Genomic DNA, 21,050 nt, shown 5'->3' on the forward strand with positions numbered 1-21,050 from the left:
TCCATGAGGTTGACTCCAGTGAAATGGCGTTTAAGATAGCAGGCTCAATGTGCGTGAAGGAAGCAGCCCGGAAGGCGGGAGTAAAGCTTCTGGAGCCGGTTATGAAAGTAGAGGTTGTGGCTCCTGAGGAGTTTACGAGTAATGTTGTTGGGGACTTGAACAGGCGAAGAGCCAAGATCCTCGGTATGGACACTCGTGGTGGCGGGCAGGTAATCTCGGCAGAGGTTCCACTTGCTGAAATGTTTGGTTATGCTACGGATTTGCGTTCTAATACGCAGGGGCGGGCGAATTTCTCAATGGAATACGACCATTATGAGGAAGTTCCCTCGCATATTGCAGAAACTATCGCTTCTCAGTAGTCTACGGGCTTATTCCGATGAGGTTAGCCCTATTCCGCGAAGTTCGCTAAGGAGGAAGGCATCACTGGGAGTGTTAAATGAGTTACCTCCGAAGAGAGTGGGCGAGAGCTCGCTCTTATGGTAAGTATTGTAAAGTAGAGATAATTACTTAAGGATTGGCATTATGGGAAAGGAGAAGTTTGAACGGACCAAGCCGCACGTAAACGTCGGAACTATTGGGCACGTTGACCACGGAAAGACTACGCTAACAGCGGCGCTTGTGAACACTCAAGCATCAAGAAGTTTAGCTACAGGACTTTCATACAAGGACATCGCGAAGGGTGGAACCGAGCGAGATGAGACGAAAACGGTTACTATTGCAAGTGCTCACGTTGAGTACGAAACAGAGAGCCGGCACTATGCACACGTTGACTGTCCAGGACACGCAGATTATGTGAAGAACATGATCACTGGTGCTGCGCAGATGGACGGAGCAATCCTCGTTGTAAGTGCAGCGGATGGACCAATGCCTCAGACACGAGAGCATATCCTTCTTGCTCGTCAAGTAGGTGTTCCAAAGATTGTTGTATTCCTCAACAAAGTAGACATCGTTGATGATGAAGAATTACTAGAGCTTGTTGAAATGGAAGTTCGTGATCTCTTGAATGAGTACGGGTTCCCAGGAGATGATACTCCAGTGGTAAAAGGGAGTGCTCTGAAGGCACTAAACGGCGATAATGATGATCTCGGTATCGGGAGCATTGACCGGCTATTGAGCACCATTGACGAGTACATTCCTGTGCCTGAGCGTGATGTTGACAAGCCATTCTTGATGCCGATTGAAGATGTATTCTCAATCGAAGGTCGAGGAACTGTAGCGACTGGTCGTATCGAGCGGGGAGTTGTGAAGGTCGGTGAGGAAATTGAGATCGTTGGTCTCAGTGACACGCAGAAAACAACTATCACTGGTGTTGAGATGTTCCGTAAAATGCTTGACCAGGGGCAGGCAGGGGACAACGTTGGTCTGCTTCTCAGGGGACTGAAGCGCGATGAGATTGAGCGTGGGCAGGTAATTGCGAAGACAGGTTCAATCACACCACACAAGAAGTTCAAGGCGGAAGCATACATCTTGAAGAAGGAAGAAGGTGGACGTCATAAGCCGTTCTTCACAGGATATCGTCCGCAGTTCTACTTCAGAACAACTGACGTAACAGGGTCGATTAACCTTCCAGAGGGAGTAGAGATGGCGATGCCAGGTGACAACATCACTCTTGATGTTGAGCTCCATCAGCCTATCGCTCTTGAAAAGCAAGTACGCTTTGCTATCCGTGAGGGTGGACGGACTGTAGGTTCTGGTGTTGTAACCGAAGTTGTTGAGTAATGAAGGCAACTGAGGAGGGAGCCCAGCCTCGTTAGAGGCGAGACTCCCCCAACAGAAAGATAAAAAACCGGCTCTTGTAGCCGGTTTTTTTGTCTTCGATGGCTGAGCTTGGTTCCAAAGGGGAGCCAGAATACGACTGGTTGAGGGTTGGATTCACGCACGGTTGGAAGAGTCTGCTAAAAACATGTAATTTCAGTAGCTTATGGTGTTTGGACGCGGATCGTCGTTCAGGGGGTGGTGAGCAAACTTTGGGATAGAGGCGTAAAATTACAATTTTTTTTTCTCACGGGGCCCGTTGCGTTGAAAAGAAATCGGACTTAGTCCATAGTGTTCGTTCTCTGTGCTCGGCGCTACAGCGCTCTGCTCTCAAAGTTTGAAGGTTTGCTCTGGCTTACCTCTCCTTGGCTTACCTCTCCTTGGCTTGCGGGGTGTGAGTTTGAGAGAACTTATAGGCGGAACGGGATGCGTTGCATTGAGATGCTTGACAGTTTCTGTGTGCAGGAACGTCGATAATGAGGCGAGCGAGTAATCGATAGAGTGAGCAATTCACCCTTGAGAAAATTTCTTTAAAGAGTTGGAGCTGGTAAAGGTTTGATACTTCCTCCAAGAGTTGAGGATTAGGAAAGCAGCAGGAGTAGTTTGGTATGATAGGTGGTCAGTTAATCAGAATACGTCTTAAGGGATACGACCATAAGCTTCTAGATACAGCGGTTACGGAAATTGTTTCGACAGTTCGTCGAACTGGTGGTCGGGTGGCCGGACCAATTCCATTGCCGACTCGCATTGAGAAATACACAGTGAACCGATCGACTTTTATCGATAAGAAGTCGAGGGAGCAGTTTGAGATTCGAACCCACAAGCGCTTATTAGATATTCTTGAACCAACCCAGCAAACAATTGATGAGTTGGGCAAGTTGGAGCTTTCAACAGGAATCGATGTTGAGTTGAAGCTTCAGTAAATGTGAAGTGCAGTGATCGGGTGTTAGGAACGAACGAGAAAGAGCGGAAGAAAGTCATGGCAACAGTACGTCAATACAAAGAAGGGCTCATAGGGAAAAAGCTTGGTATGACCCAGATTTTTTCTGAAGATGGTGCGGCAGTGCCCGTGTCCGTCATTCAGACGGGACCAAATGTGGTAGTGCAGGTGAAGACTGAGCAGAATGATGGCTATAATGCCGTGCAGCTCGGGTTCGAACCGAAGAAGCCGCAACGAGTAAATAAGGCGAGAACCGGACATTGTTCAAAGGCGGGCAAAGGAGCCTTTTATCACCTTCGTGAAGTTCGGTGTGATGTAGAAGAGCTTGGATGGGCGGAAATTGGAAAAGAACTTGGCGTTTCGGATGTATTTGAGAAAGGTCAGTACCTTGATGTCTCTGGGGTATCGAAGGGGAAAGGGTTCCAAGGCGTTGTGAGAAGATTTGGAGTTCGGGGTCAGCCAGCAACTCGCGGTACTCACGAAATGCGAAGACATATCGGTTCAATTGGTTGCCGAAAATTCCCAGGACGAGTTTGGAAAAACCAGAAAATGCCAGGACACATGGGGTCAAAGAATGTGACGAAGATGAACCTTCAGGTGGTCGATGTCATTCCAGAGAAGAATCTTTTGTTGGTCAAAGGCGCCGTGCCTGGTCCTATCAATGGGATAGTTATGGTTCACAAAGCTCAAAAGAAGGTCGCAAAGGTAGCCTAAAGAGCATTCATCAGATAGAGAGAGAAAGAGATGGAACTAGCAGTAGTGAATACATCAGGGTCAGAGGTAAAGAAGGTATCGGTTCGAGATGATATCTTCGGAGCAGGAGTGAACGAGAGTGTTGTGCACTCAGTAGTGCGATGGCAGCGCGCCAAGCGACGGGCTGGTACACATGCAACGCTGAACCTTGCGAGAATGTCTGGTGGTACCAAGAAGCCGTTCAAGCAGAAGGGAACTGGTAGGGCACGTGCCGGGTCGGTAAACTCTCCTCTCTGGGTTGGTGGAGCCGTAATATTTGGTCCGCAGCCACGAGACTACTCGTTCAAGTTGCCGCGTAAGGTGCGTCGTCAGGCGCTTTGCGGTGCGATTTCTGCCAAGGTAGAGGCTGGAAAGCTCGTAGTCGTCGATGCAATCTCTATCGAGAAGCCGAAGACGAAAGAATTTTTCAGTATTCTGTCGACTTTGAATCTACGGGGTTCCGAGGGTTCACCGTCGAAGCCACCAAAGGTGGTATTCCTCTTTTCGAAGGGAGAGGAAGCGGCTGCGGTGTCAGCGCGAAACATTTCAGGTGTGACGTGTCTCCCAGTGGAAGGGGTGAACGTTTATGATGTGGTGAACGCAGATTGTTTACTGCTTACAGAGCAATCGTTAGCAAATGTAACGCAGAAGTTAGGTGCTCAGATTGACAAAGTGGGAGCAGGAGAAAGCGCCTCTTCGTTATAGGTTTCGGGGAAGGCATCAGGAAGTAGCTAGTAGAATTTGTTGTTGTTGAGAGAGATATGGCAAAGAAAAGTGAAAAGGAAGTTCTGAGTAAGCACTACAACACGTTGGTTCGTCCGATAGTGACAGAAAAGAGCTCATATGTTGGTGAGGTTGGATCCGTAGTTACTTTTGAGGTGGCTCGCTCAGCAACGAAGCAAGAGATTAAGGAAGCTGTGGCCGGCATCTTTGATGTTGAGGTGTTGGGAGTAAATATTCTCAACTACCGAGGAAAGCTCAAGCGTAGAGGTCGTCAAGTTGGCATGACAAACAGTTATAAGAAAGCCTATGTGACACTCGGTCCAGGGCAGGCTATTGATGTCGTTGAAGGTTTATAGGGAAGGGAGAGGTCTTCTCTGAGTGAGATAGGCTGGCGAAATTTTGATTAGTTGGAAGTAATATTATGGCGCTCAAAAAGTTTAAACCGATAACTCCTGGCAGACGTTTTTACACAGTCGCCGACTACTCTGAGGTGTCTTCAAAGAAGCCCGAAAAACGGCTTTTGAAGAAGTTGTCGCGTACTGGTGGTCGAAACAATAATGGACGTATTACCAATCTCAATACTGGTGGTGGACATAAGCGACGGTACAGAGAGATCGACTTCAAGCGCAATAAGGATGGAATCCCAGCAACCGTTGCGGCTATCGAGTACGACCCGAATAGAACGGCGCGTATCGCGTTACTTCACTATGCAGATGGAGAGAAGCGCTACATCCTTGCTCCACTGAAACTACGAGTAGGCAGTAAGGTAATGAGCGGAGAGGCTGCAGAAGTGCAGGTGGGGAATAATCTTCCGCTGAGAAAGATTCCTACTGGACAATCCATTCACAATATTGAGTTGAAGATCGGGCACGGTGGGCAGTTAGTTCGTTCAGCAGGAGTGGCTGCTCAGTTAGTAGCGAAGGAGGGCAAATATGCATTTATCAAATTGCCTTCAGGTGAGATGAGAAAGGTATTGCTTGCTTGTTCAGCAACCATTGGGCAGGTATCGAACTCAGAACATCAAAATATTAGTCTCGGAAAAGCTGGGCGTTCAAGATGGTTGTCACGCCGTCCACACACAAGGGGTGTTGCGAAGAACCCAGTAGACCATCCAATGGGTGGAGGAGAAGGGAAGTCGGCTGGTGGTCGACATCCATGTACCCCATCAGGGAAGCCCACCAAGGGGTACAAGACCCGACACAATAAGCGTACGGATCGGTTTATCGTTCGTCGTCGAGGGAGTAAGTAGAGGGCATAGTGCACGCAGCCTGCATCGCTTGAGTAGTGTATGCGGCGCATAGGAGTTGAGTCTTTAAAGGAGTAAAGAAGAGATGCCACGTTCGTTAAAAAAAGGACCATTTGTTGATGACCATCTACTAAAGTGGATTGATAGAGCTAAGAGTGGAGCCCACAAAGGCCCTATCAAGACTTGGTCTCGGAGATCGGTAATCATTCCCGATATGATTGGGTTAACGTTTGCTGTTCATAACGGGAAGAAGTTCATCCCAGTGTTCATTACCGATAACATGGTAGGACATAAGCTGGGAGAATTTGCTGCGACCCGAACGTATAACGGTCACTCAGTGAAGAAATAGTTTCGGAATTAGATAGGAAAGAGAAGAAAAGAGAGGAAGTCCCTGTAGCCTGTTTAGCGGGCAGGACAAACTCGGAAGAGCGCCAGAGGTACACGATGACCAGTCAAGTAAACAAAAAGAAAAAATCTGAATCGGTAGCGTCAGCTACCCTAAGGCATGTCCGAATTCCCCCACAGAAGGTGAGGTTGGTTCTCGACTTGGTGAAGGGAAAGCAGCTAGAACCAGCTCTTAATGCAGTTCAATTTCATCCAACGAAAGGTGGGCGAATCGTCTACAAATTACTCCGTTCCGCTATGGCAAATGCCCAAGAGAAGGGGGACGTGGACGTGGATCAGCTGTGGGTAACAGGTGGTCATGTCGATATGGGAAAGACCTTGCGACGATTTCTCCCGCGAGCACAGGGAAGAGCAACCCCTATCAGGAAGCGGTCTTCACATATTACGGTTCAGTTAGGACGCTATCTCTAGAGTCTGAAGCGCTGTAGTTCCATTCTCCGGTAGAGCTATAATGTCTGGCGCAGCGTGATCATTGGGCAGTGTGATCATTGGGCAAGGACGGACGAAGGGTCCGGTTGGTGAACGCGTGGCGCTTTGGAAAGCCCCCGAATACAGGGCATGAAGTGGTCCGTGGGTTTGAATCCTCTATTCCTCGTCATGAATCGACGCCTAGCGAGTATATTCGTAAAGAAATCAGTGTGTTGGTTGGGAAAGTTTATACGCTCCGGTGTTTTGGTGGCCCCGTTTTTATTTCACCCCCATCCCTCTTCTTACTTCCCTTCCTTTATTTCATATCTTTCCAAATATTTAGTGCCAGATGTTTGATTTGTCATGCCCATTTAGCTAATCTTACGCAGCTTGTCTTTTTAGTCCCATTCTGGTGGGGCGCGGTTTCTTTGTCCTTGTGGCCAAATCCACAGGGGTAAAGGTAGGGGAATTTGTAGAATCTCATGGTTCTTCGGTTTGGCTGGACACGGATGTCATTGGAAAGTTGATGATCGGCCCAGTTGGCACGAAACAAGGTGGCTTGAATTAACGGGTAGCGAGTTTCGTGCAAAAAAGCACCGAAGTTGCAATGGGAGCGGAGTTTCAACGGGAACGGGTTCTGTTTGGTAGGGCACCGCGTGTGTTAGTCGCCAGTTCTGGTGTGTGCGAGCTCGGGAAGCGAGTACAGGGCAGGAGCTGAGGTGGTGAGCAAGAATGCGCAGAGTGTCAACTCCTGCAGAGAGTAGTCCGCTACAAATGTACAGGACGAGATATTAGAAATTAAGAACGCAACAAACGAAGGCGTCTACGAAGAATAGGAAAGTATGGGACAGAAAGTTAATCCTTTCGGAATGCGGGTTGGAGTTATTGAGACTTGGAGGTCGCGTTGGTTTGGGACTTCACAGGATACCGCAAGATATCTTCATGAGGATCGAAAAATTCGAGATTATGTGAAGTCAAAACTTCACACAGCAGGCATACCAAATATTGAAATTGAGCGGGCCGCTGCGAAGGTGAAGATCAATATTTACTCTGCGAAGCCAGGACTGGTGATTGGTAAGAAGGGGAAAGATATTGAAGAGCTCCGGGGTAAGCTGAGAGCTCTCGTTCAGCGAGATGTTAGCCTGAATATCATAGAGGCGCGTAAAGCTGATATGAATGCTCAGCTTGTGGCAGAGGCGGCTGCGTTCCAGTTGTCTCGACGAGTAAACTTCAGAAGAGCGATGAAGGATGCTGTAGGGCGAGCGTTAAGAGCTGGTGCTGAAGGTATCAAGGTCAGTGTGAGCGGTCGATTGAACGGCGCCGACATCGCAAGAACCGAGCAGTACAAGGAAGGACGGATTCCTTTGCATACTCTGCGAGCCGAAATTGATTACGGGACTGCTGAGGCCAAGACAACGTATGGCATTCTCGGAATTAAAGTCTGGATCTTTAAGGGTGAAAAGTTTGAAGAGGGTGAGCAAGTCCCTCTAGAAGCAATGCAACTATGAAGTAATGCGACTATAGGGTCTAGGCCGGAGAAAGCTAGGGTCTAGCCCCAGTAGAGAGCAGGGAAGAGAAGAGTTTGTAACGACAAGTTGAGAGAGAAAGATGCAACAGCCGAAGAAGCCTAAATATCGAAAGCAGATGAAGCGGGTGCGACACCTTCGCGGTACGGAGACCCGAGGAACAAGTCTGAGCTTTGGTGATTTTGGACTAAAAGCTCTTGATGCTGGCTGGATCAGCGCCCGCCAAATTGAGGCGGGACGTGTGGCAATGACTCGCTATGCGAAGAGAGGTGGGAAAGTTTGGATTCGGATTTTTCCTGACAAGCCTTTGACCTCAAAGCCGGCTGAAACCCGAATGGGGAAAGGAAAGGGAGCACCTGACAAATGGGTGGCTTCTGTACGAGCTGGAAGAATCATGTATGAGATAACTGGAGTAGAGCGAGAAACAGCGCGTCGTGCACTGGAGCTCGCAGCATCGAAGATGCCGGTGCGTTGTACAATTGTAGAGAGAACAAGGACTCTTATCTAGCATTCCGAGGCGGTGGCTATCATTTGCGGTGGCTATCATTTTCTGTCGGTGATGAGTGCGAGGCAAGAGAGAGAAGAGGAAAGAGAGGCTCTGATGAAAACGAGAGATTATCTGAAGGGAATACGAGAACTCACAGAAGAGGGGTTGCGGGAGAAGATTCGTAGCCTGTCCGAAGAGCGAATGAAGTTACGGTTTCGGGCCGCTTCAGGGCAACTCAACGAGACTCATCGTATCGGTGAGGTGCGACGGGAGTTAGCGCGGGCAAAGACGGTATATTCGGAAAAGTTTGAATAGAGGGCGGTAGGGATATAAGCCTGAATCGTTCGTCAGGATTGCTCAGGTTATGAGCAGGCTGGATTTGAAACGAGAAGGTCTCAACCGGAAGAGAAGAGGAAGATATGGAGTCACAAGAGTTAAACGAACTGATAGAAGCGGCAACCAAGCCAAGAGACAAGCAGAGAGGCCTGCCGAAGACTCGGGAAGGTGTGGTGGTAAGCGATAAAATGGAGAAGACGCTGGTCGTATCAACTGTGCGTCTGATGAAGCACCCAACCTTTAAGAAGTATGTTCGGGTAACAAAGAAGTTTCACGTTCATGATGAGCGTAATGAAGCGAAGATTGGCGATCGGGTTCAGATTGTTGAAACACGGCCATTAAGCAAGACGAAGCGTTGGCGCTTGCTCAAGGTTATTCAAAAGGCGGTGTAAAGCGAGGCGTTGAGCGGGTCCTACGAATGCTCTGTAAACGTGATGGGAAGGAGCGAGCCGTGGGAAATGAGATGTAATTTTACAGAAGATGATTGAAGTTAGGCAGGAGAGATAATGATTCAGCCAAAGTCGATTTTAAATGTGGCGGATAACTCTGGAGCGAGAAAGGTCTCGTGCATTAAGGTGCTTGGTGGCTCCAAGCGGCGTTACGCCGCTATTGGAGACATTATTGTAGTAGCGGTTAAGGATGCCATGGCAAATTCGAAAATTGCCAAGGGGTCTATTCAGAAAGCGGTTATCGTCCGCACTACAAAGGAGACTCAAAGAGAGGATGGATCAACGATTCGCTTTGATGACAACAGTGCGGTTCTGATTAACGCTCAAAAGGATCCAATTGGAACTCGAATTTTTGGACCTGTGGCGCGTGAGCTTCGCGGTAAGCGTTTCATGAAGATCGTATCGTTAGCCCCAGAGGTTCTGTAAAGGAATAAGAGGAAAGGAAAGAGATCGGGAAACAGCGGAGAGGCGCAGGATCACGCTGACTGGTCAAGAGAGGAAAGAGTCATGAATAAAAAAGAGACGACATTGAAACGGGGCGATAAGGTCATGGTCATCGCTGGCGGTAATAAGACGAAGCGTCCAAACAAGGGCCAGGTGGGTCAGATTCTCTCATTTCAGGGTGCTGATCGCGTTATCGTGGAGGGGGTGAACCTCGTCACGAAACATAAGCGAGCAACGAAGCCAGGGGAAGAGTCAACGAAGATGCAGATTCCAGCGGCTATTCATGTGTCGAACGTGATGTTCTATTCAGAGAAGTTGAAGAAGCCTGTGCGACTCAAGAAAAAGATGCTTGAGGATGGCCAGAAAGTAAGAGGATTTATTCATCCGGAAAGTGGGGAGTTCGAGCAGATTTAGCATGAACTTTCAACTGAGAGTTGGAGAGACAGATTAGGAAAGGAACTTTTGGTTCGTAGGATTCGAGGAAGTTATGAAAAGGGCGAAAGAAAGATACAGCGAGGAAGCAGCTCCAAAACTGAAGGAAGAGTTCGGATATAAGTCCGTCATGCAGGTGCCGCGCCTTGAAAAGGTAGTGATAAACTGCGGAGTTGGTGAGGCGGTCGCAAACAGCAAGGCGATTGAGAATGTTGTGTACGCTGTAACTCAGATTTCAGGTCAAAAGCCAGTGGTGACAAAGGCAAAGAAATCAATAGCGAGCTTTAAGTTGCGTGAAGGGATGCCGATTGGTGTAAAGGTAACGCTTCGTGGTGCGCGGATGTATGACTTTGTTGACCGGCTCATTTCAATAGCGTTGCCGCGCGTGCGAGATTTTCGCGGGACTCCTATCAAAGGATTTGACGGTCGAGGGAACTATACACTCGGGATTAAGGAACAGATTGTTTTCCCAGAAGTAAATCTTGATAAGCTCGATAAGATTCGTGGTATGGATATAACGTTTGTAACAACGGCAAACTCGAATGAGGAAGGGAAGGCACTGCTCACTCACCTCGGAATGCCGTTCCGGAAGAAAGCAGCATAAGATATTTAGAGGAGAGGCATAGTGGCAAAGACAAGTTTATTAGTGAAGTGTAGTCGGAAACCCAAGTTTTCAGTTCGTGGGTATACGCGATGTCAGGTGTGTGGACGACCTCGGTCTGTCTATAAGAAATTTAAGTTGTGTCGCATTTGCTTTCGGGAGCACGCTCACCGCGGGCTGATACCAGGTGTAACGAAGAGCAGCTGGTAGTACGGAAATAGAGTTTTTACAGGAATAAAAGATGTTAACAGACCTACTTGCAGATTTACTAACGAGAATTCGTAACGCACAACAAGCGGGGCATCCGTTGGTTCGCGTCCGGAGTTCAAAAATGTCTCGGGCTTTCCTTGATGTTCTCAAAGAGGAGGGCTTCATTGATTCGTATGAAGTGAAGAAAGATTCGGCTGGTAAGTTCGATGAGCTTGAGGTCGTCCTGAAGTACCATCAGAGTGGCGAGCCAGCGATTGTTGATTGTCAGCGCGTCAGTAGGTCTGGTCGACGTTGGTATCGTGGTAGCTCTGAGCTTCCGCGGGTTGAGCATGGATTAGGCCTGGCAGTGATTTCAACATCGCAAGGGTTGATGGCTGATCGTAAGGCGCGACAAGAGAATATCGGTGGAGAGGTACTGGCATATATTCGGTAAGTTTTGTGTGGGAGCTGTGTTCAAGCGACAGGCAAGGCTGCGTTAAAGTGCTAGCGGTTAGAAAAAGAAGAGTGTAACAGCGAGATTAAGAAAGATGTCACGGGTAGGGAAACAACCAGTATCGCTTCCTTCGGGAGTTAAAGCGAACATAAACGAGAATCAGATCGAGATCGAAGGACCCAAGGGAAAGCTTGCATTGCCGCTATTGCCTTTGGTGAAGGTTGATATCGAAGAGGGACAGATAATCTTTAGTGGTGAGACAGGCTCGCGTCAGTCGAAGGCAAATTGGGGCACATTGCGGTCTCGAGTGAGCAATTCGATTGTTGGAGTAACCACAGGGTGGTCGAAGAATCTGGAGCTACAGGGCGTTGGTTTTACGGCTGCATTGAAGGGCAGTACTGTGACACTGGCTACTGGTTATTCGCATAAGACGGATGTTGAGATTCCAAGTGGAGTTACCGTTAAAGTTGAAAAACAAAGCATCAGTCTTGAATCGTGTGATCGTGAGCTCGTTGGACGAGTAGCTGCACAATTACGAGACGTTTGTCCGCCAGAGCCGTATCTGGGAAAAGGAGTGCGTTACGCCAATGAGCATGTAAGGCGGAAGGCTGGAAAGACAGGGGCGAAGTAAAAACCAGAGCTACTGAAAAACGGATATAAAGAATTCGAGAGTTGTTAGCAATTGATTCGAAGTGAGAATGAGTGATGAATAAGCTGAAGAAGAAGGCAGAAGCGAGAAAAAGACGGAAGTTTCGGATTAGAACCCGTCTAATGGGAACAGCCGAAAAGCCGAGGTTGAGTGTATTTAGGAGCGACAAGTACACCTACGTGCAAGTAGTTTCGGATGAAACGGGCAAAACGCTGGTCAGCGCATCGACGAAAGACGCGAACGTTGCAGGACGGGCGAGTTCTATCGAAGATCCCCGTGAGGGCGCATCAGTAAGTCCAAAGAGTGTTCGGGCAGCAAAGGGACTAGGAATGGTCGTTGCTGAGAAGTGCATCGAAAAAGGTATTAAGAAATTGGTATTTGACCGGAACGGATTTCTTTACCACGGAAGGGTGAAGGCTATTGCAGATGGACTTCGCGAAGGAGGACTGCAGGTCTAATCTAAATTGTAAGAAAAACCGGACGAGAGAGATTCGTCGGGAGTGAGATTTTCAAGGAGTAGCGAATGCGATTTAAGGAATTAGTTCACGCCAGAAGAGTAGCGGCAGAGCAGTGTGGAGAGCTGACTGATAAAACAGTAGCGATCAACCGAGTAGCAAAAGTGGTAAAAGGTGGTAGGCGATTTAGCTTTAGTGCCTTGGTAGTTACTGGTGATGGTCAGGGGCATGTTGGCTTTGGTCTTGGTAAGGCAAATGAAGTGCCTGACGCAATTCGTAAAGCCTCTGAAGCAGCGAGGAAATCTCTCGTTAAAATTCCACTTCGAGGCGCGACAATCCCTCACGATATTGTAGGGAAGTTTGGGCCAGCTACGGTAGTTCTGAAGCCTGCTCAGCCAGGTACCGGGGTTATCGCAGGGTCGGTTGTACGTTCTATCGTGGAAGCGGCAGGGATTGCAGATATTAGAACGAAGTGTATTGGCTCTAATCGGGCTCAGAATGTGATTCAATCTACTATTGATGGGCTACTGCGGTTGAAAGATCCGGAGGCGGTGGCTCGATTCAGAGGGGTGTCCTTGGAGGAGCTTCAGTACGCACCATACTAAAGTGCACTATTCTAGATAGTATTGTGCTAGTGAGAGCGTGATTGCGAAGAGAAGATATAGTGGTTGGCTCGAAGGCGAGGGAAAGAGAGATGAAAGAAGAGATCAAGTACGAAGGAAAAATCAGGGTAAAGCAGACGCGCAGTGCATGCCAGCGAACCCAGCGGGCGAAAGATACCTTAGCAGCTCTGGGGCTTGGAAGAATTGGTAAGGTTCAGGAGTTAGCATTTAATCCAGCGGTAGCCGGAATGGTGAAGAAAGTTCGTCACCTTGTTTCTGTTGAAAAGATTTAAGTGAACAAGGAATTTAAGTGAACAATGAAGGGTGTCCGGAATACATTATTGTTTATTAAAGGCAAAGAGTAAGCGGAGCCTAAGAGAAGTAAAGTTAGTAACGATATTGAGTGAGAGAATCGTTTGGTTCAGCAGGGAATGGTAGACCGAGACGATTCAGTAAAGAAAAAGAGTGCACCATGGCAAATGATTTAGAAAACATCGACTCCAAAGAATTGGCGCTTGAGAACTTGAGTCCAACAAAGGGTTCTCGTCACCGGAGAAAACGGATTGGTCGAGGAGAATCATCAGGTTGGGGAAAGACTGCGGGAAGAGGCAATAAAGGGCAACTCTCTCGCTCTGGAGGAAAAGTCCCTGCCTACTTTGAGGGGGGTCAGATGCCTCTCTATCGTAGAGTAGGAAAAATTGGCTTTCGCTCCCCGAAGCAGTTTATGGGTCTTAACCGATACGCACTGGTATCTCTCTCATTCCTTGATCAGTTCGAAGATGGCACTGAAGTTACAACCGAACTTCTCAAGACGAAGGGGATAAAAATCAGTCCAAAGACACAAGCTGGTGTGAAAATCTTAGCAAACGGTGAGATCGCGAAGAAGCTGACAGTCAAGGTTGAAGCGGTTACTGCCTCTGCACGCGAAAAAATTGAGAAAGCGGGCGGAACAGTTGAGCTGATAGCGAAGGCAGTGCCAGCAAAGAGTAGTGCCAGCAAAGAGTAGTGCCAGCAAAGAGCGCTGAAGCGTAATCCGCGGTACTCGTCTTCTGTAGGCGAAGCGAAAAGAAGCTACTTCCTTTGCCCTGTTCCTTAACTTTTTTATAGTGGAGCGACGCTGGACGATAGTCTGCAGGGGCAACTCCTCTACTGAGGTATGAGATCCTGATGCATATCGGGTGTGTTCTGATGTGACCTTCGTTTACAGAGATGAAATAAAGAAAACTATGGGGTATTTTAAGATGAAGGAAGTATTTGATCGTAAAATACTTTCACCGAGAGCCACTCTGTGGTTGTCTTAAGGGTGCCAAATTAGAGGAACGCAAAACACGCACTTGTGGTCGAAAAAAGGAAAGCTATATGGTCGGTGGTCTTGGAAACGTAGGGAAAATCCCAGAGCTTCGGAATAGAATATTTTTTACGCTGCTCATGTTGGCCGTTTATCGGCTTGGTGTGTATGTGTCGACTCCGGGGATTGATGTCGCACAGTTGCGTAGCCTTTTTGATATGCAAGACGGAACGTTATTCGGAATGATTAATACTTTTTCCGGTGGTTCGTTTGAGCGATTTTCGATCTTCACACTTGGCATTATGCCCTACATTAGTGTGTCTATTATTGTGCAAATTCTTACCCCCGCGATCCCGGCTCTTGATGCTCTTAAGAAAGAGGGGGAGTCGGGCAGAAGAATTTTAACGCGGTACACCCGGCAGGGAACGATATTACTCGCGCTAGCACAGTCATTTTTTATCGCCATGGGGCTTGAGTCTCAGGGGCTTGCACTAGAGCCAGGGCTGACCTTTCGTTTATCGACCATGATTACTCTTACTGCAGGAACAGCCTTCGTTATGTGGCTCGGCGAACAAATTACCGAGAAAGGGATAGGAAACGGGATCAGCATAGTTATATTTGCGGGGATCATTGCACAAATGCCTCAGGTCTTGGCGGCCACTATTGCATTGGCGCAGACTGGGGAAATTGAACCACTATCGGTAATTGTGCTGCTCGCATTCTGTGTTGCAACTGTTGCAGTCATCGTTTTTGTCGAGCGATCACATCGAAAAATCCCAATTCAATATCCTCGCCGCATGGTTGGGAATCAAATGACGCAGAGTCAAACCCAGTATATGCCGCTGAAAGTGAATATGGCGGGGGTAATTCCACCAATTTTTGCCTCAGCCTTTCTCGTTGTTCCAGCGACGGTGGGTTCTGTCAGTGGATCTGAGCTTGTTCAGGACCTCGTTGCTTATCTGACTCCAGGCACGTGGAGCTATACATTAGTCTTCACTGCGCTAATCATGTTGTTTACCTTCTTTTATGTTCCGATCATCTTCAATCCAGAAGAGGTTTCTGAAAATTTGAAGAAGAACGGGGGATTTATTCCTACTGTGCGTCCAGGAAAGCCTACCGAGGAGTTCCTGTTCCGTGTTTTAAATCGTTTGACTCTTTGGGGTGCGCTCTACATTACTGGGATTTGTATCATCCCCCAGCTGGTTTACTTTTCTTTTGGAGTAGAGTCGTTTGCGTATGTTTTTGGGGGCACAGCGGTGCTTATTGTTGTTGCTGTTACTCTCGATACCGCTTCACAGATAGAGTCGTTTGTTGTTTCAAGAAACTACGAGTCATTTATGAATAGGAGTACCAAAAAGAGGGGAGGCGCAGGCTCTACGAGCTACACTCGTAACCGACTATTGCGACGCTAAGGGCGTGTAAAGTACTACTCGAGTTGTAAGTGTAAGGTTAAAAGCTTGTCAGTAAGGGGTACTACTGAAGGGGAAGTCGTATGAAACGTATGATCATATTGGGGCCACCGGGAGCAGGTAAGGGAACCCAGAGCATTTTACTGTGTGCTGCGCTTGAAGTGCCGCATATTTCAACAGGAGATATCCTGCGCCAGGCGGTGGCAGAGGGAACAGAGCTGGGATTAAAGGCGAAAGAGTATATGGATGCCGGGCAATTGGTCCCAGATAAATTGGTGATTGACCTTACAAAAGAGCGACTCTCGCAGGAAGACTGTGCGGGTGGTTTTCTCCTCGACGGCTTTCCTCGAACATTGGCTCAAGCGCAGTCTCTGGATGTTATGTTAGAGGCGCTAGAGGCTCCGATTACAGATGTAGTAGATCTCCGGGTCGAGGAAGCTGTTTTGCTGGATCGCATCAAAGGAAGAGCCTCTGCTGGGTCTGGCAGGACTGATGATAGTGTGGAGGTCGCAGCTGAGAGGTTAAAGGTGTACTGGGCGCAGACAGCGCCGGTGAGTGGCTATTATCGCGACTCGGGACGATATCGAGATGTTGATGGGCTTGGCTCAGTCGAAGAAGTCTCGCAGAGAATCATGAGCGCCATTAAAAACTAAAATAATCAAGTAGTTATCCAGCCTTGGAGAGATGTTCCCTCTAAGCGTCTGCTCGCTATTGCTTCCTTCAGACCCTTTCATGGGAGCCACCGTCGAAATTATTGAATTTTTTTTCTCAAAAGTTGAGATATTTCGCTGTGCTCGGTAATATCCGTGGTCTCTGGTAGAGCGGAGGGCTTATCCCCTGAAGGGTGAAAAGTCAGAGAGTTCGGAGCCAGACAGTTCTCTGTAAGTTCGTGTGCTTACCGTCATTCTTCAGCGCACGGGTACAACAGGTACTTTTTGAAAAGCAACTTCTGTGTGAAGTCGCATTTGGAGAAGTTGGAGCATCAGTTGGTGTTACCGCTTTTTCTTGTGACTCGTACTGAATGTCTGTTTATGAGTTTGTAAGAAAGTGTTCGGTTGCATTTCATGTAGGTCGGACTTTTTGGAGGAAGGAACCGTGAAGGTAAGGGCATCAGTAAAACAAATTTGCTCGTATTGCAGAGTTGTGAGGCGGAAAGGGAAGGTGTACGTCATTTGCAGTCGTTCGCCGAAACATAAGCAGCGCCAAGGGTAATGAATATGCGCTGAAGAGGGCGCATGCACAGTCTGAATTTAAAACAGTCTGAATTTGAAACAGTTTTGTAGGTAACAAGAAGAGAGTTAAAAGGCGGCGGAGATGGCAAGAATTGCAGGAGTAGACTTACCAAGGAATAAGCGAGTTCTAAGAGCGCTGACATATATTTATGGAATCGGCATCTCGAAGTCCACTCAAATCCTAGAGCGGGCTGGCATTGATCCAAATACTCGGTCTGATGTTCTTACGGCAGATCAGGTAGCGAGTATACGAAGTATCCTTGAGAAAGAAGAGAAGGTAGAGGGAGATCTCAGACGCGAACGCCAGATGGCAGTGAAGCGTTTGATGGATCTTGGATGCTATCGTGGTCTGCGACATCGTCGTGGATTGCCTGTGAGAGGACAACGCACTAAAACGAACGCCAGAACTCGGAAGGGACCTGTAAAGATGCAGGTGGCTGGTAAGAAGAAGGCAACGAAGAAGTAGGAATAAGTAAGAGGTCAAGAAGAAAGCGAAAAGCTAGGGATAAGGAAGACTAGGATATATGGCACAAGCAAAAGGTTCCGCAGGATCATCTCGAAAAAAGAAAACGAAGAAGAACGTACCGAACGGAGTCGTTCACATTCAAGCAACTTTTAACAATACGGTTGTGAGCATTACCGACCCAACGGGGAATGTTGTTGCTTGGTCAAGTTCTGGTTGTAACGGATTTAAAGGCTCGAGAAAGTCTACCCCGTTTGCAGCTCAGGTAGCAGCAGAACAGGCTGCGCTGAAGGCAAGGGATGTTGGAATGCGTTCGGTTAGTGTGTTGGTGAAAGGACCAGGAGCAGGACGAGAGTCTGCTTTGCGTGCAATAGCATCAGCTGGACTGAATATTTCTGTTATCAAGGATGTGACGCCGATCCCACACAATGGGTGTCGTCCACGAAAAAGTCGTCGAGTGTAGAGATTTTAGGACTGAAGAAAAGAGGAAGTGCTGTGAGTGGTAGTCACGGCCTAATTCAAACGGAAGAAGAAGGAAGTTTTAGGGAGTAGTTGAATGGCGAAGTATACGGGACCTGTTTGTCGGTTATGCCGAAGAGAGGGAGAGAAGTTGTTCTTAAAGGGAGAGCGGTGTTACACGAGCAAGTGCACCGTCGAACGGCGCGAAGGTGGTCCGGGGCAACACGGGAAAGGTCGACAACAGTTTTCTGATTATAAAGTGCAGCTTCGCGCTAAGCAGAAAGTCCGTCGTTCTTACGGAGTGCTTGAGAAGAAGTTCCGGGACTACTTTAAGGTAGCAGCAAAGTCGAAGGGCGTGACTGGGACGGAGTTGTTGCAGCAGCTTGAGACGCGTCTTGACAATATTGTCTATCGCCTCGGATTTGGGACATCACGGGCTCACGCTCGTCAGGTAGTAAATCATGGCCATATCGTAGTGAACGGGAAGCGAGTGGATATTCCTTCATTTAAGGTGCGTGTCGGAGACGTGGTTGAGGTTCGTGAGAAGTCGAAGAAGGATTTAAGCATTGGTGCCGCGGTAGCACTGGGTGAGAGCCGTTCAATCCCTGAATGGCTTAATCTTGATCGGGAGCAGTTTCGCGGAACGGTAGTTGCGTTGCCAACGCGCGAGCAAATGCCTCAATCGTACCAAGAGCAGTTAATAGTGGAGCTTTACTCCAAGTAATAAGCGACGAGTAGTCAAAAAAGGTTCAGCCATGAAGGTGTTGAATCTTTGTAAGATTTGAGAAAAAGAGATTTTTGTCGAAGAGATAAATTTCATTTAGCGGAGACAAGAGAATGAAAAGAGTTACGCTTCGGGACTTAATTAAGCCAAAGAGAGTAGAGATTGAGGCAAGTACACTGGATGATCGATATGGAAAGTTCGTTGCTGAACCACTAGAAAGAGGCTTCGGATTAACGGTAGGAAACAGCCTAAGAAGGATCCTGCTCTCGTCATTGCAGGGATCTGCCATTACCGCTTTGCAGGTAGAAGGCGTAATGCATGAGTTCTCTACTATTCCGGGGGTTCTTGAGGATGTGACACAGATTGTATTGAACCTAAAAGAGGTGGTCACGCTTCTCGAGGAGAAGGATGAAGCGCATCTCTCTATTGATGCGAGTGGCCCTTGTGAAGTTACCGCGGGAATGTTTGGTGGTGACCCGGCTGTTGCGATTCTGAATCCTGACTTAAAGATAGCCACCTTGGGTGAAGGTGCTTCTCTGAAGATGAATGTGACCGTCAAGGTTGGCAGGGGATATGTATCAGCCGAAAGAAATAAGGTTGAGGGTGCTCCAATGGGAACAGTTTTTATTGATTCTGTGTTCTCTCCAATTCGTCGGGTCAACCATGTCGTAACGAATGCTCGGGTAGGTCAGAGAACCGACTATGACAAGCTTACCATGGAAATCTGGACTGACGGGAGTATTGATTCACGGTCAGCCGTTGCACAAGCAGCTCATATTTTGGTTGATCAGTTAAATCTCTTTGTCGGTGATGGCTTAGTTGTAGAAGAGGAGCCAGTCATTGAAGAGGAGCCGAAAAAGCAGCTTAATGAAAACCTTTTCAGAAGAATTGAAGAGATTGAGCTAAGCGTGCGGAGTGCAAACTGTCTGGAGAACGCTGATATCAAGTATATCGGAGAGCTCGTTCAGCGTAGCGAAGCCGAGATGCTCAGAACGAAGAATTTCGGAAGAAAGTCTCTGAATGAGATCAAAGAGATTCTTTCTGGTATGGGACTCTCGCTCGGAATGAGACTCGAAGAGTTTCCAGAGAGAGCAGCGCTCGATTCAATGCACCGGGAGCAGGTTGAGCAATAAAATAGTCAAACGTATTCAAGTATCGGGAACGAATGCGAGAGCAGTCATAAGGTCGAATGGATGGTGTTCGACAGGGAGTAAGGCAGAATGAGACACGGAAAGGTATTAAGAAAGTTTGGTCGAGCACCATCCCATCGGAAGGCATTGCTCAAGAATCTTGCATCGTCGCTGATCAAGCATGAAAGGATTGAGACGACGCTGGCGAAGGCAAAAGATCTAAGGCGAGTGTCAGAGAAGCTGATCACCCTTGCTAAGGAAGATACGCTTCACCGCCGACGGCTTGCGTACGGTTATCTGCCTGAAAAGAGCGTCGTCCATAAGCTCTTTGCTGAAGTAGGTCCAAAGTTTAAGCAGCGTCCTGGTGGGTATACACGGATACTGAAGACGGCGCGAAGAGCGGGTGATGCTGCTGAGATGGCTATCATCGAGTTAGTTCAAGAAGACTACAAACCAAAGTCTCCGAAGAAAAAGACACGTTCAAAAAAGAAAGAAGCGGCTCCAGTAGCAGCGAAAGCGAAAGTTGAGGAAGCTCCAGCAGAGGAGACTGAGACAGCTTCAGAAGAGCCGAAAGCTACTGAATAGGTGGCATCTGGAGAGAAAAGATGTTTCAAGGAAAGAAAGTCCTCGTCCTCGGAGTAGCGAACAAAAAAAGCATTGCTTGGGCGGTAGCTGAGGCGCTCCACAAACAGGGGGCAGAGCTCGCATTCACGTATGTGAATGAGGCCATCGAAAAAAGAGTCCGTCCACTTGCAGAATCCCTCCAAGGGTCGTTGATTCTCCCTTGTGATGTCCAGTCTGATGAAGAGATAGAGAACCTTTTTACTGAGCTTGGGGAGCGATGGGGAACTCTTGATGGGGTGGTGCACTCTGTTGCATACGCTGAACGAGAAGACCTTCAAAATCCATTCTCAGAGACATCTCGAAGTGGTTTCCATACTGCTCTTGACGTAAGTGCTTACTCACTTGTCGCAGTAGCAGGTCGTGCAAAGAAAATGATGAAAGAAGGCTCGAGTATCATAACTATGAGCTATCTTGGTGCCGAAAGGGCTGTTGAGAATTATAACGTGATGGGAGTTGCGAAGGCAGCGCTTGAAGCAAGCGTTCGTTATCTTGCTGCTGACCTTGGACCGAGCGGCATACGAGTGAATGCTGTTTCTCCAGGCCCCATTAAAACACTTGCTGCTTCGGGTATTCCAAAATTTAAAGAGCTGCTCGCGCACTTTTCTGAAAAGGCTCCGCTTCGTCGAACAGTGGATACTGTTGATGTTGCTGGTACCTCCCTTTACCTCTTGAGTGAGTTGGGGTCAGGCGTTACTGGTGAGACCATATACGTCGACGGCGGTTACTCGATTACTGGAGCATAATCTCCAACCTATAACAGCTTACGGACAAATCTTAGCTTCTCCTCTTTGCTGGGCTAGAGAGCTGCGCGTACATACCGTTTGTAATTTCCTGTGGGTATTATGCTGAGTGTTGAGGGTTTGGTGAGTACAGGAGAGAAAAGAGTGC

Annotated in this window: 33 protein-coding genes; all 33 read left to right on the forward strand. The window is 48.0% G+C overall.

From position 1 onward, the window contains the following. Nucleotides 1-359, forward strand: a 359-nt coding sequence (fusA, locus tag EBR25_03880; protein NBW40127.1) for an elongation factor G, incomplete at its 5' end; no start/stop codon positions are given. Nucleotides 360-522: 163 nt separating this feature from the next. Next, on the forward strand, nt 523-1,719 hold the full coding sequence (tuf, locus tag EBR25_03885) for an elongation factor Tu (GenBank protein NBW40128.1): 1,197 nt from the start codon (nt 523-525) through the stop codon (nt 1,717-1,719). A gap of 327 nt (nt 1,720-2,046) precedes the next feature. Continuing rightward, on the forward strand, nt 2,047-2,232 hold the full coding sequence (locus tag EBR25_03890) for a hypothetical protein (GenBank protein ID NBW40129.1): 186 nt from the start codon (nt 2,047-2,049) through the stop codon (nt 2,230-2,232). A 134-nt stretch (nt 2,233-2,366) separates the two neighbouring features. Beyond that, nucleotides 2,367-2,678, forward strand: a complete 312-nt coding sequence (locus EBR25_03895; GenBank protein NBW40130.1) for a 30S ribosomal protein S10 — start codon at nt 2,367-2,369, stop codon at nt 2,676-2,678. 56 nt (nt 2,679-2,734) lie between these two features. Then, nucleotides 2,735-3,409, forward strand: coding sequence for a 50S ribosomal protein L3 (locus EBR25_03900; protein NBW40131.1), 675 nt, complete (start codon nt 2,735-2,737; stop codon nt 3,407-3,409). Nucleotides 3,410-3,439: 30 nt separating this feature from the next. Continuing rightward, on the forward strand, nt 3,440-4,132 hold the full coding sequence (locus EBR25_03905; protein NBW40132.1) for a 50S ribosomal protein L4: 693 nt from the start codon (nt 3,440-3,442) through the stop codon (nt 4,130-4,132). Between the two features lie 56 nt (nt 4,133-4,188). After that, nucleotides 4,189-4,506 carry a 50S ribosomal protein L23 gene (locus EBR25_03910; GenBank protein NBW40133.1) on the forward strand — a complete coding sequence of 106 codons (318 nt, stop codon included), beginning with the start codon at nt 4,189-4,191 and terminating at the stop codon, nt 4,504-4,506. A 65-nt stretch (nt 4,507-4,571) separates the two neighbouring features. Continuing rightward, on the forward strand, nt 4,572-5,399 hold the full coding sequence (locus EBR25_03915) for a 50S ribosomal protein L2 (protein NBW40134.1): 828 nt from the start codon (nt 4,572-4,574) through the stop codon (nt 5,397-5,399). 82 nt (nt 5,400-5,481) lie between these two features. Beyond that, nucleotides 5,482-5,745, forward strand: a complete 264-nt coding sequence (locus tag EBR25_03920; protein ID NBW40135.1) for a 30S ribosomal protein S19 — start codon at nt 5,482-5,484, stop codon at nt 5,743-5,745. 95 nt (nt 5,746-5,840) lie between these two features. Next, entirely contained in the window at nt 5,841-6,212 is a 372-nt protein-coding gene (locus EBR25_03925) for a 50S ribosomal protein L22 (GenBank protein ID NBW40136.1), read from the forward strand. An 839-nt stretch (nt 6,213-7,051) separates the two neighbouring features. Further along, nucleotides 7,052-7,717, forward strand: a complete 666-nt coding sequence (locus tag EBR25_03930) for a 30S ribosomal protein S3 (protein NBW40137.1) — start codon at nt 7,052-7,054, stop codon at nt 7,715-7,717. Between the two features lie 100 nt (nt 7,718-7,817). Continuing rightward, a complete protein-coding gene (locus tag EBR25_03935) occupies nt 7,818-8,243 on the forward strand; it encodes a 50S ribosomal protein L16 (protein NBW40138.1) in 426 nt (141 codons plus the stop codon). 12 nt (nt 8,244-8,255) lie between these two features. Further along, the gene (locus EBR25_03940; protein NBW40139.1) at nt 8,256-8,537 is read left to right on the forward strand and encodes a 50S ribosomal protein L29; all 282 of its coding nucleotides are present in this window, start codon (nt 8,256-8,258) and stop codon (nt 8,535-8,537) included. A gap of 104 nt (nt 8,538-8,641) precedes the next feature. Then, on the forward strand, nt 8,642-8,950 hold the full coding sequence (locus EBR25_03945) for a 30S ribosomal protein S17 (protein ID NBW40140.1): 309 nt from the start codon (nt 8,642-8,644) through the stop codon (nt 8,948-8,950). Between the two features lie 114 nt (nt 8,951-9,064). Next, on the forward strand, nt 9,065-9,433 hold the full coding sequence (locus tag EBR25_03950) for a 50S ribosomal protein L14 (GenBank protein ID NBW40141.1): 369 nt from the start codon (nt 9,065-9,067) through the stop codon (nt 9,431-9,433). Between the two features lie 81 nt (nt 9,434-9,514). Continuing rightward, nucleotides 9,515-9,865, forward strand: coding sequence for a 50S ribosomal protein L24 (gene rplX / locus EBR25_03955; GenBank protein ID NBW40142.1), 351 nt, complete (start codon nt 9,515-9,517; stop codon nt 9,863-9,865). Nucleotides 9,866-9,938: 73 nt separating this feature from the next. Next, the gene (locus EBR25_03960; protein NBW40143.1) at nt 9,939-10,487 is read left to right on the forward strand and encodes a 50S ribosomal protein L5; all 549 of its coding nucleotides are present in this window, start codon (nt 9,939-9,941) and stop codon (nt 10,485-10,487) included. A gap of 21 nt (nt 10,488-10,508) precedes the next feature. Beyond that, nucleotides 10,509-10,694 carry a type Z 30S ribosomal protein S14 gene (locus tag EBR25_03965; GenBank protein ID NBW40144.1) on the forward strand — a complete coding sequence of 62 codons (186 nt, stop codon included), beginning with the start codon at nt 10,509-10,511 and terminating at the stop codon, nt 10,692-10,694. Nucleotides 10,695-10,725: 31 nt separating this feature from the next. Next, the gene (locus EBR25_03970; protein NBW40145.1) at nt 10,726-11,127 is read left to right on the forward strand and encodes a 30S ribosomal protein S8; all 402 of its coding nucleotides are present in this window, start codon (nt 10,726-10,728) and stop codon (nt 11,125-11,127) included. Between the two features lie 94 nt (nt 11,128-11,221). Beyond that, the gene (locus tag EBR25_03975) at nt 11,222-11,758 is read left to right on the forward strand and encodes a 50S ribosomal protein L6 (GenBank protein NBW40146.1); all 537 of its coding nucleotides are present in this window, start codon (nt 11,222-11,224) and stop codon (nt 11,756-11,758) included. Between the two features lie 74 nt (nt 11,759-11,832). Continuing rightward, nucleotides 11,833-12,234 carry a 50S ribosomal protein L18 gene (locus EBR25_03980; GenBank protein NBW40147.1) on the forward strand — a complete coding sequence of 134 codons (402 nt, stop codon included), beginning with the start codon at nt 11,833-11,835 and terminating at the stop codon, nt 12,232-12,234. 65 nt (nt 12,235-12,299) lie between these two features. Continuing rightward, nucleotides 12,300-12,836, forward strand: a complete 537-nt coding sequence (locus EBR25_03985) for a 30S ribosomal protein S5 (protein NBW40148.1) — start codon at nt 12,300-12,302, stop codon at nt 12,834-12,836. An 89-nt stretch (nt 12,837-12,925) separates the two neighbouring features. Beyond that, nucleotides 12,926-13,126, forward strand: a complete 201-nt coding sequence (locus EBR25_03990; protein NBW40149.1) for a 50S ribosomal protein L30 — start codon at nt 12,926-12,928, stop codon at nt 13,124-13,126. A 215-nt stretch (nt 13,127-13,341) separates the two neighbouring features. Continuing rightward, nucleotides 13,342-13,839: a 50S ribosomal protein L15 gene (locus tag EBR25_03995; protein ID NBW40150.1), complete on the forward strand. Its 498-nt coding sequence runs from the start codon at nt 13,342-13,344 to the stop codon at nt 13,837-13,839. Nucleotides 13,840-14,192: 353 nt separating this feature from the next. Beyond that, nucleotides 14,193-15,533, forward strand: coding sequence for a preprotein translocase subunit SecY (gene secY / locus EBR25_04000; GenBank protein NBW40151.1), 1,341 nt, complete (start codon nt 14,193-14,195; stop codon nt 15,531-15,533). Nucleotides 15,534-15,613: 80 nt separating this feature from the next. After that, nucleotides 15,614-16,183: an adenylate kinase gene (locus tag EBR25_04005; protein ID NBW40152.1), complete on the forward strand. Its 570-nt coding sequence runs from the start codon at nt 15,614-15,616 to the stop codon at nt 16,181-16,183. Nucleotides 16,184-16,625: 442 nt separating this feature from the next. Continuing rightward, nucleotides 16,626-16,742 carry a 50S ribosomal protein L36 gene (locus tag EBR25_04010; GenBank protein ID NBW40153.1) on the forward strand — a complete coding sequence of 39 codons (117 nt, stop codon included), beginning with the start codon at nt 16,626-16,628 and terminating at the stop codon, nt 16,740-16,742. A gap of 102 nt (nt 16,743-16,844) precedes the next feature. Further along, the gene (locus EBR25_04015; protein NBW40154.1) at nt 16,845-17,228 is read left to right on the forward strand and encodes a 30S ribosomal protein S13; all 384 of its coding nucleotides are present in this window, start codon (nt 16,845-16,847) and stop codon (nt 17,226-17,228) included. 58 nt (nt 17,229-17,286) lie between these two features. After that, on the forward strand, nt 17,287-17,688 hold the full coding sequence (locus tag EBR25_04020) for a 30S ribosomal protein S11 (GenBank protein ID NBW40155.1): 402 nt from the start codon (nt 17,287-17,289) through the stop codon (nt 17,686-17,688). Nucleotides 17,689-17,781: 93 nt separating this feature from the next. Beyond that, nucleotides 17,782-18,408: a 30S ribosomal protein S4 gene (locus EBR25_04025; protein ID NBW40156.1), complete on the forward strand. Its 627-nt coding sequence runs from the start codon at nt 17,782-17,784 to the stop codon at nt 18,406-18,408. A gap of 113 nt (nt 18,409-18,521) precedes the next feature. Further along, entirely contained in the window at nt 18,522-19,541 is a 1,020-nt protein-coding gene (locus EBR25_04030; GenBank protein NBW40157.1) for a DNA-directed RNA polymerase subunit alpha, read from the forward strand. Between the two features lie 87 nt (nt 19,542-19,628). Beyond that, on the forward strand, nt 19,629-20,123 hold the full coding sequence (locus EBR25_04035; GenBank protein NBW40158.1) for a 50S ribosomal protein L17: 495 nt from the start codon (nt 19,629-19,631) through the stop codon (nt 20,121-20,123). A gap of 20 nt (nt 20,124-20,143) precedes the next feature. Beyond that, the gene (locus EBR25_04040; GenBank protein ID NBW40159.1) at nt 20,144-20,905 is read left to right on the forward strand and encodes an enoyl-ACP reductase; all 762 of its coding nucleotides are present in this window, start codon (nt 20,144-20,146) and stop codon (nt 20,903-20,905) included. The last annotated feature ends 145 nt before the right edge of the window (nt 20,906-21,050 follow it).

It is taken from the genome of bacterium, assembly GCA_009926305.1.
Classification (GTDB): domain Bacteria; phylum Bdellovibrionota_C; class UBA2361; order UBA2361; family RFPC01; genus RFPC01.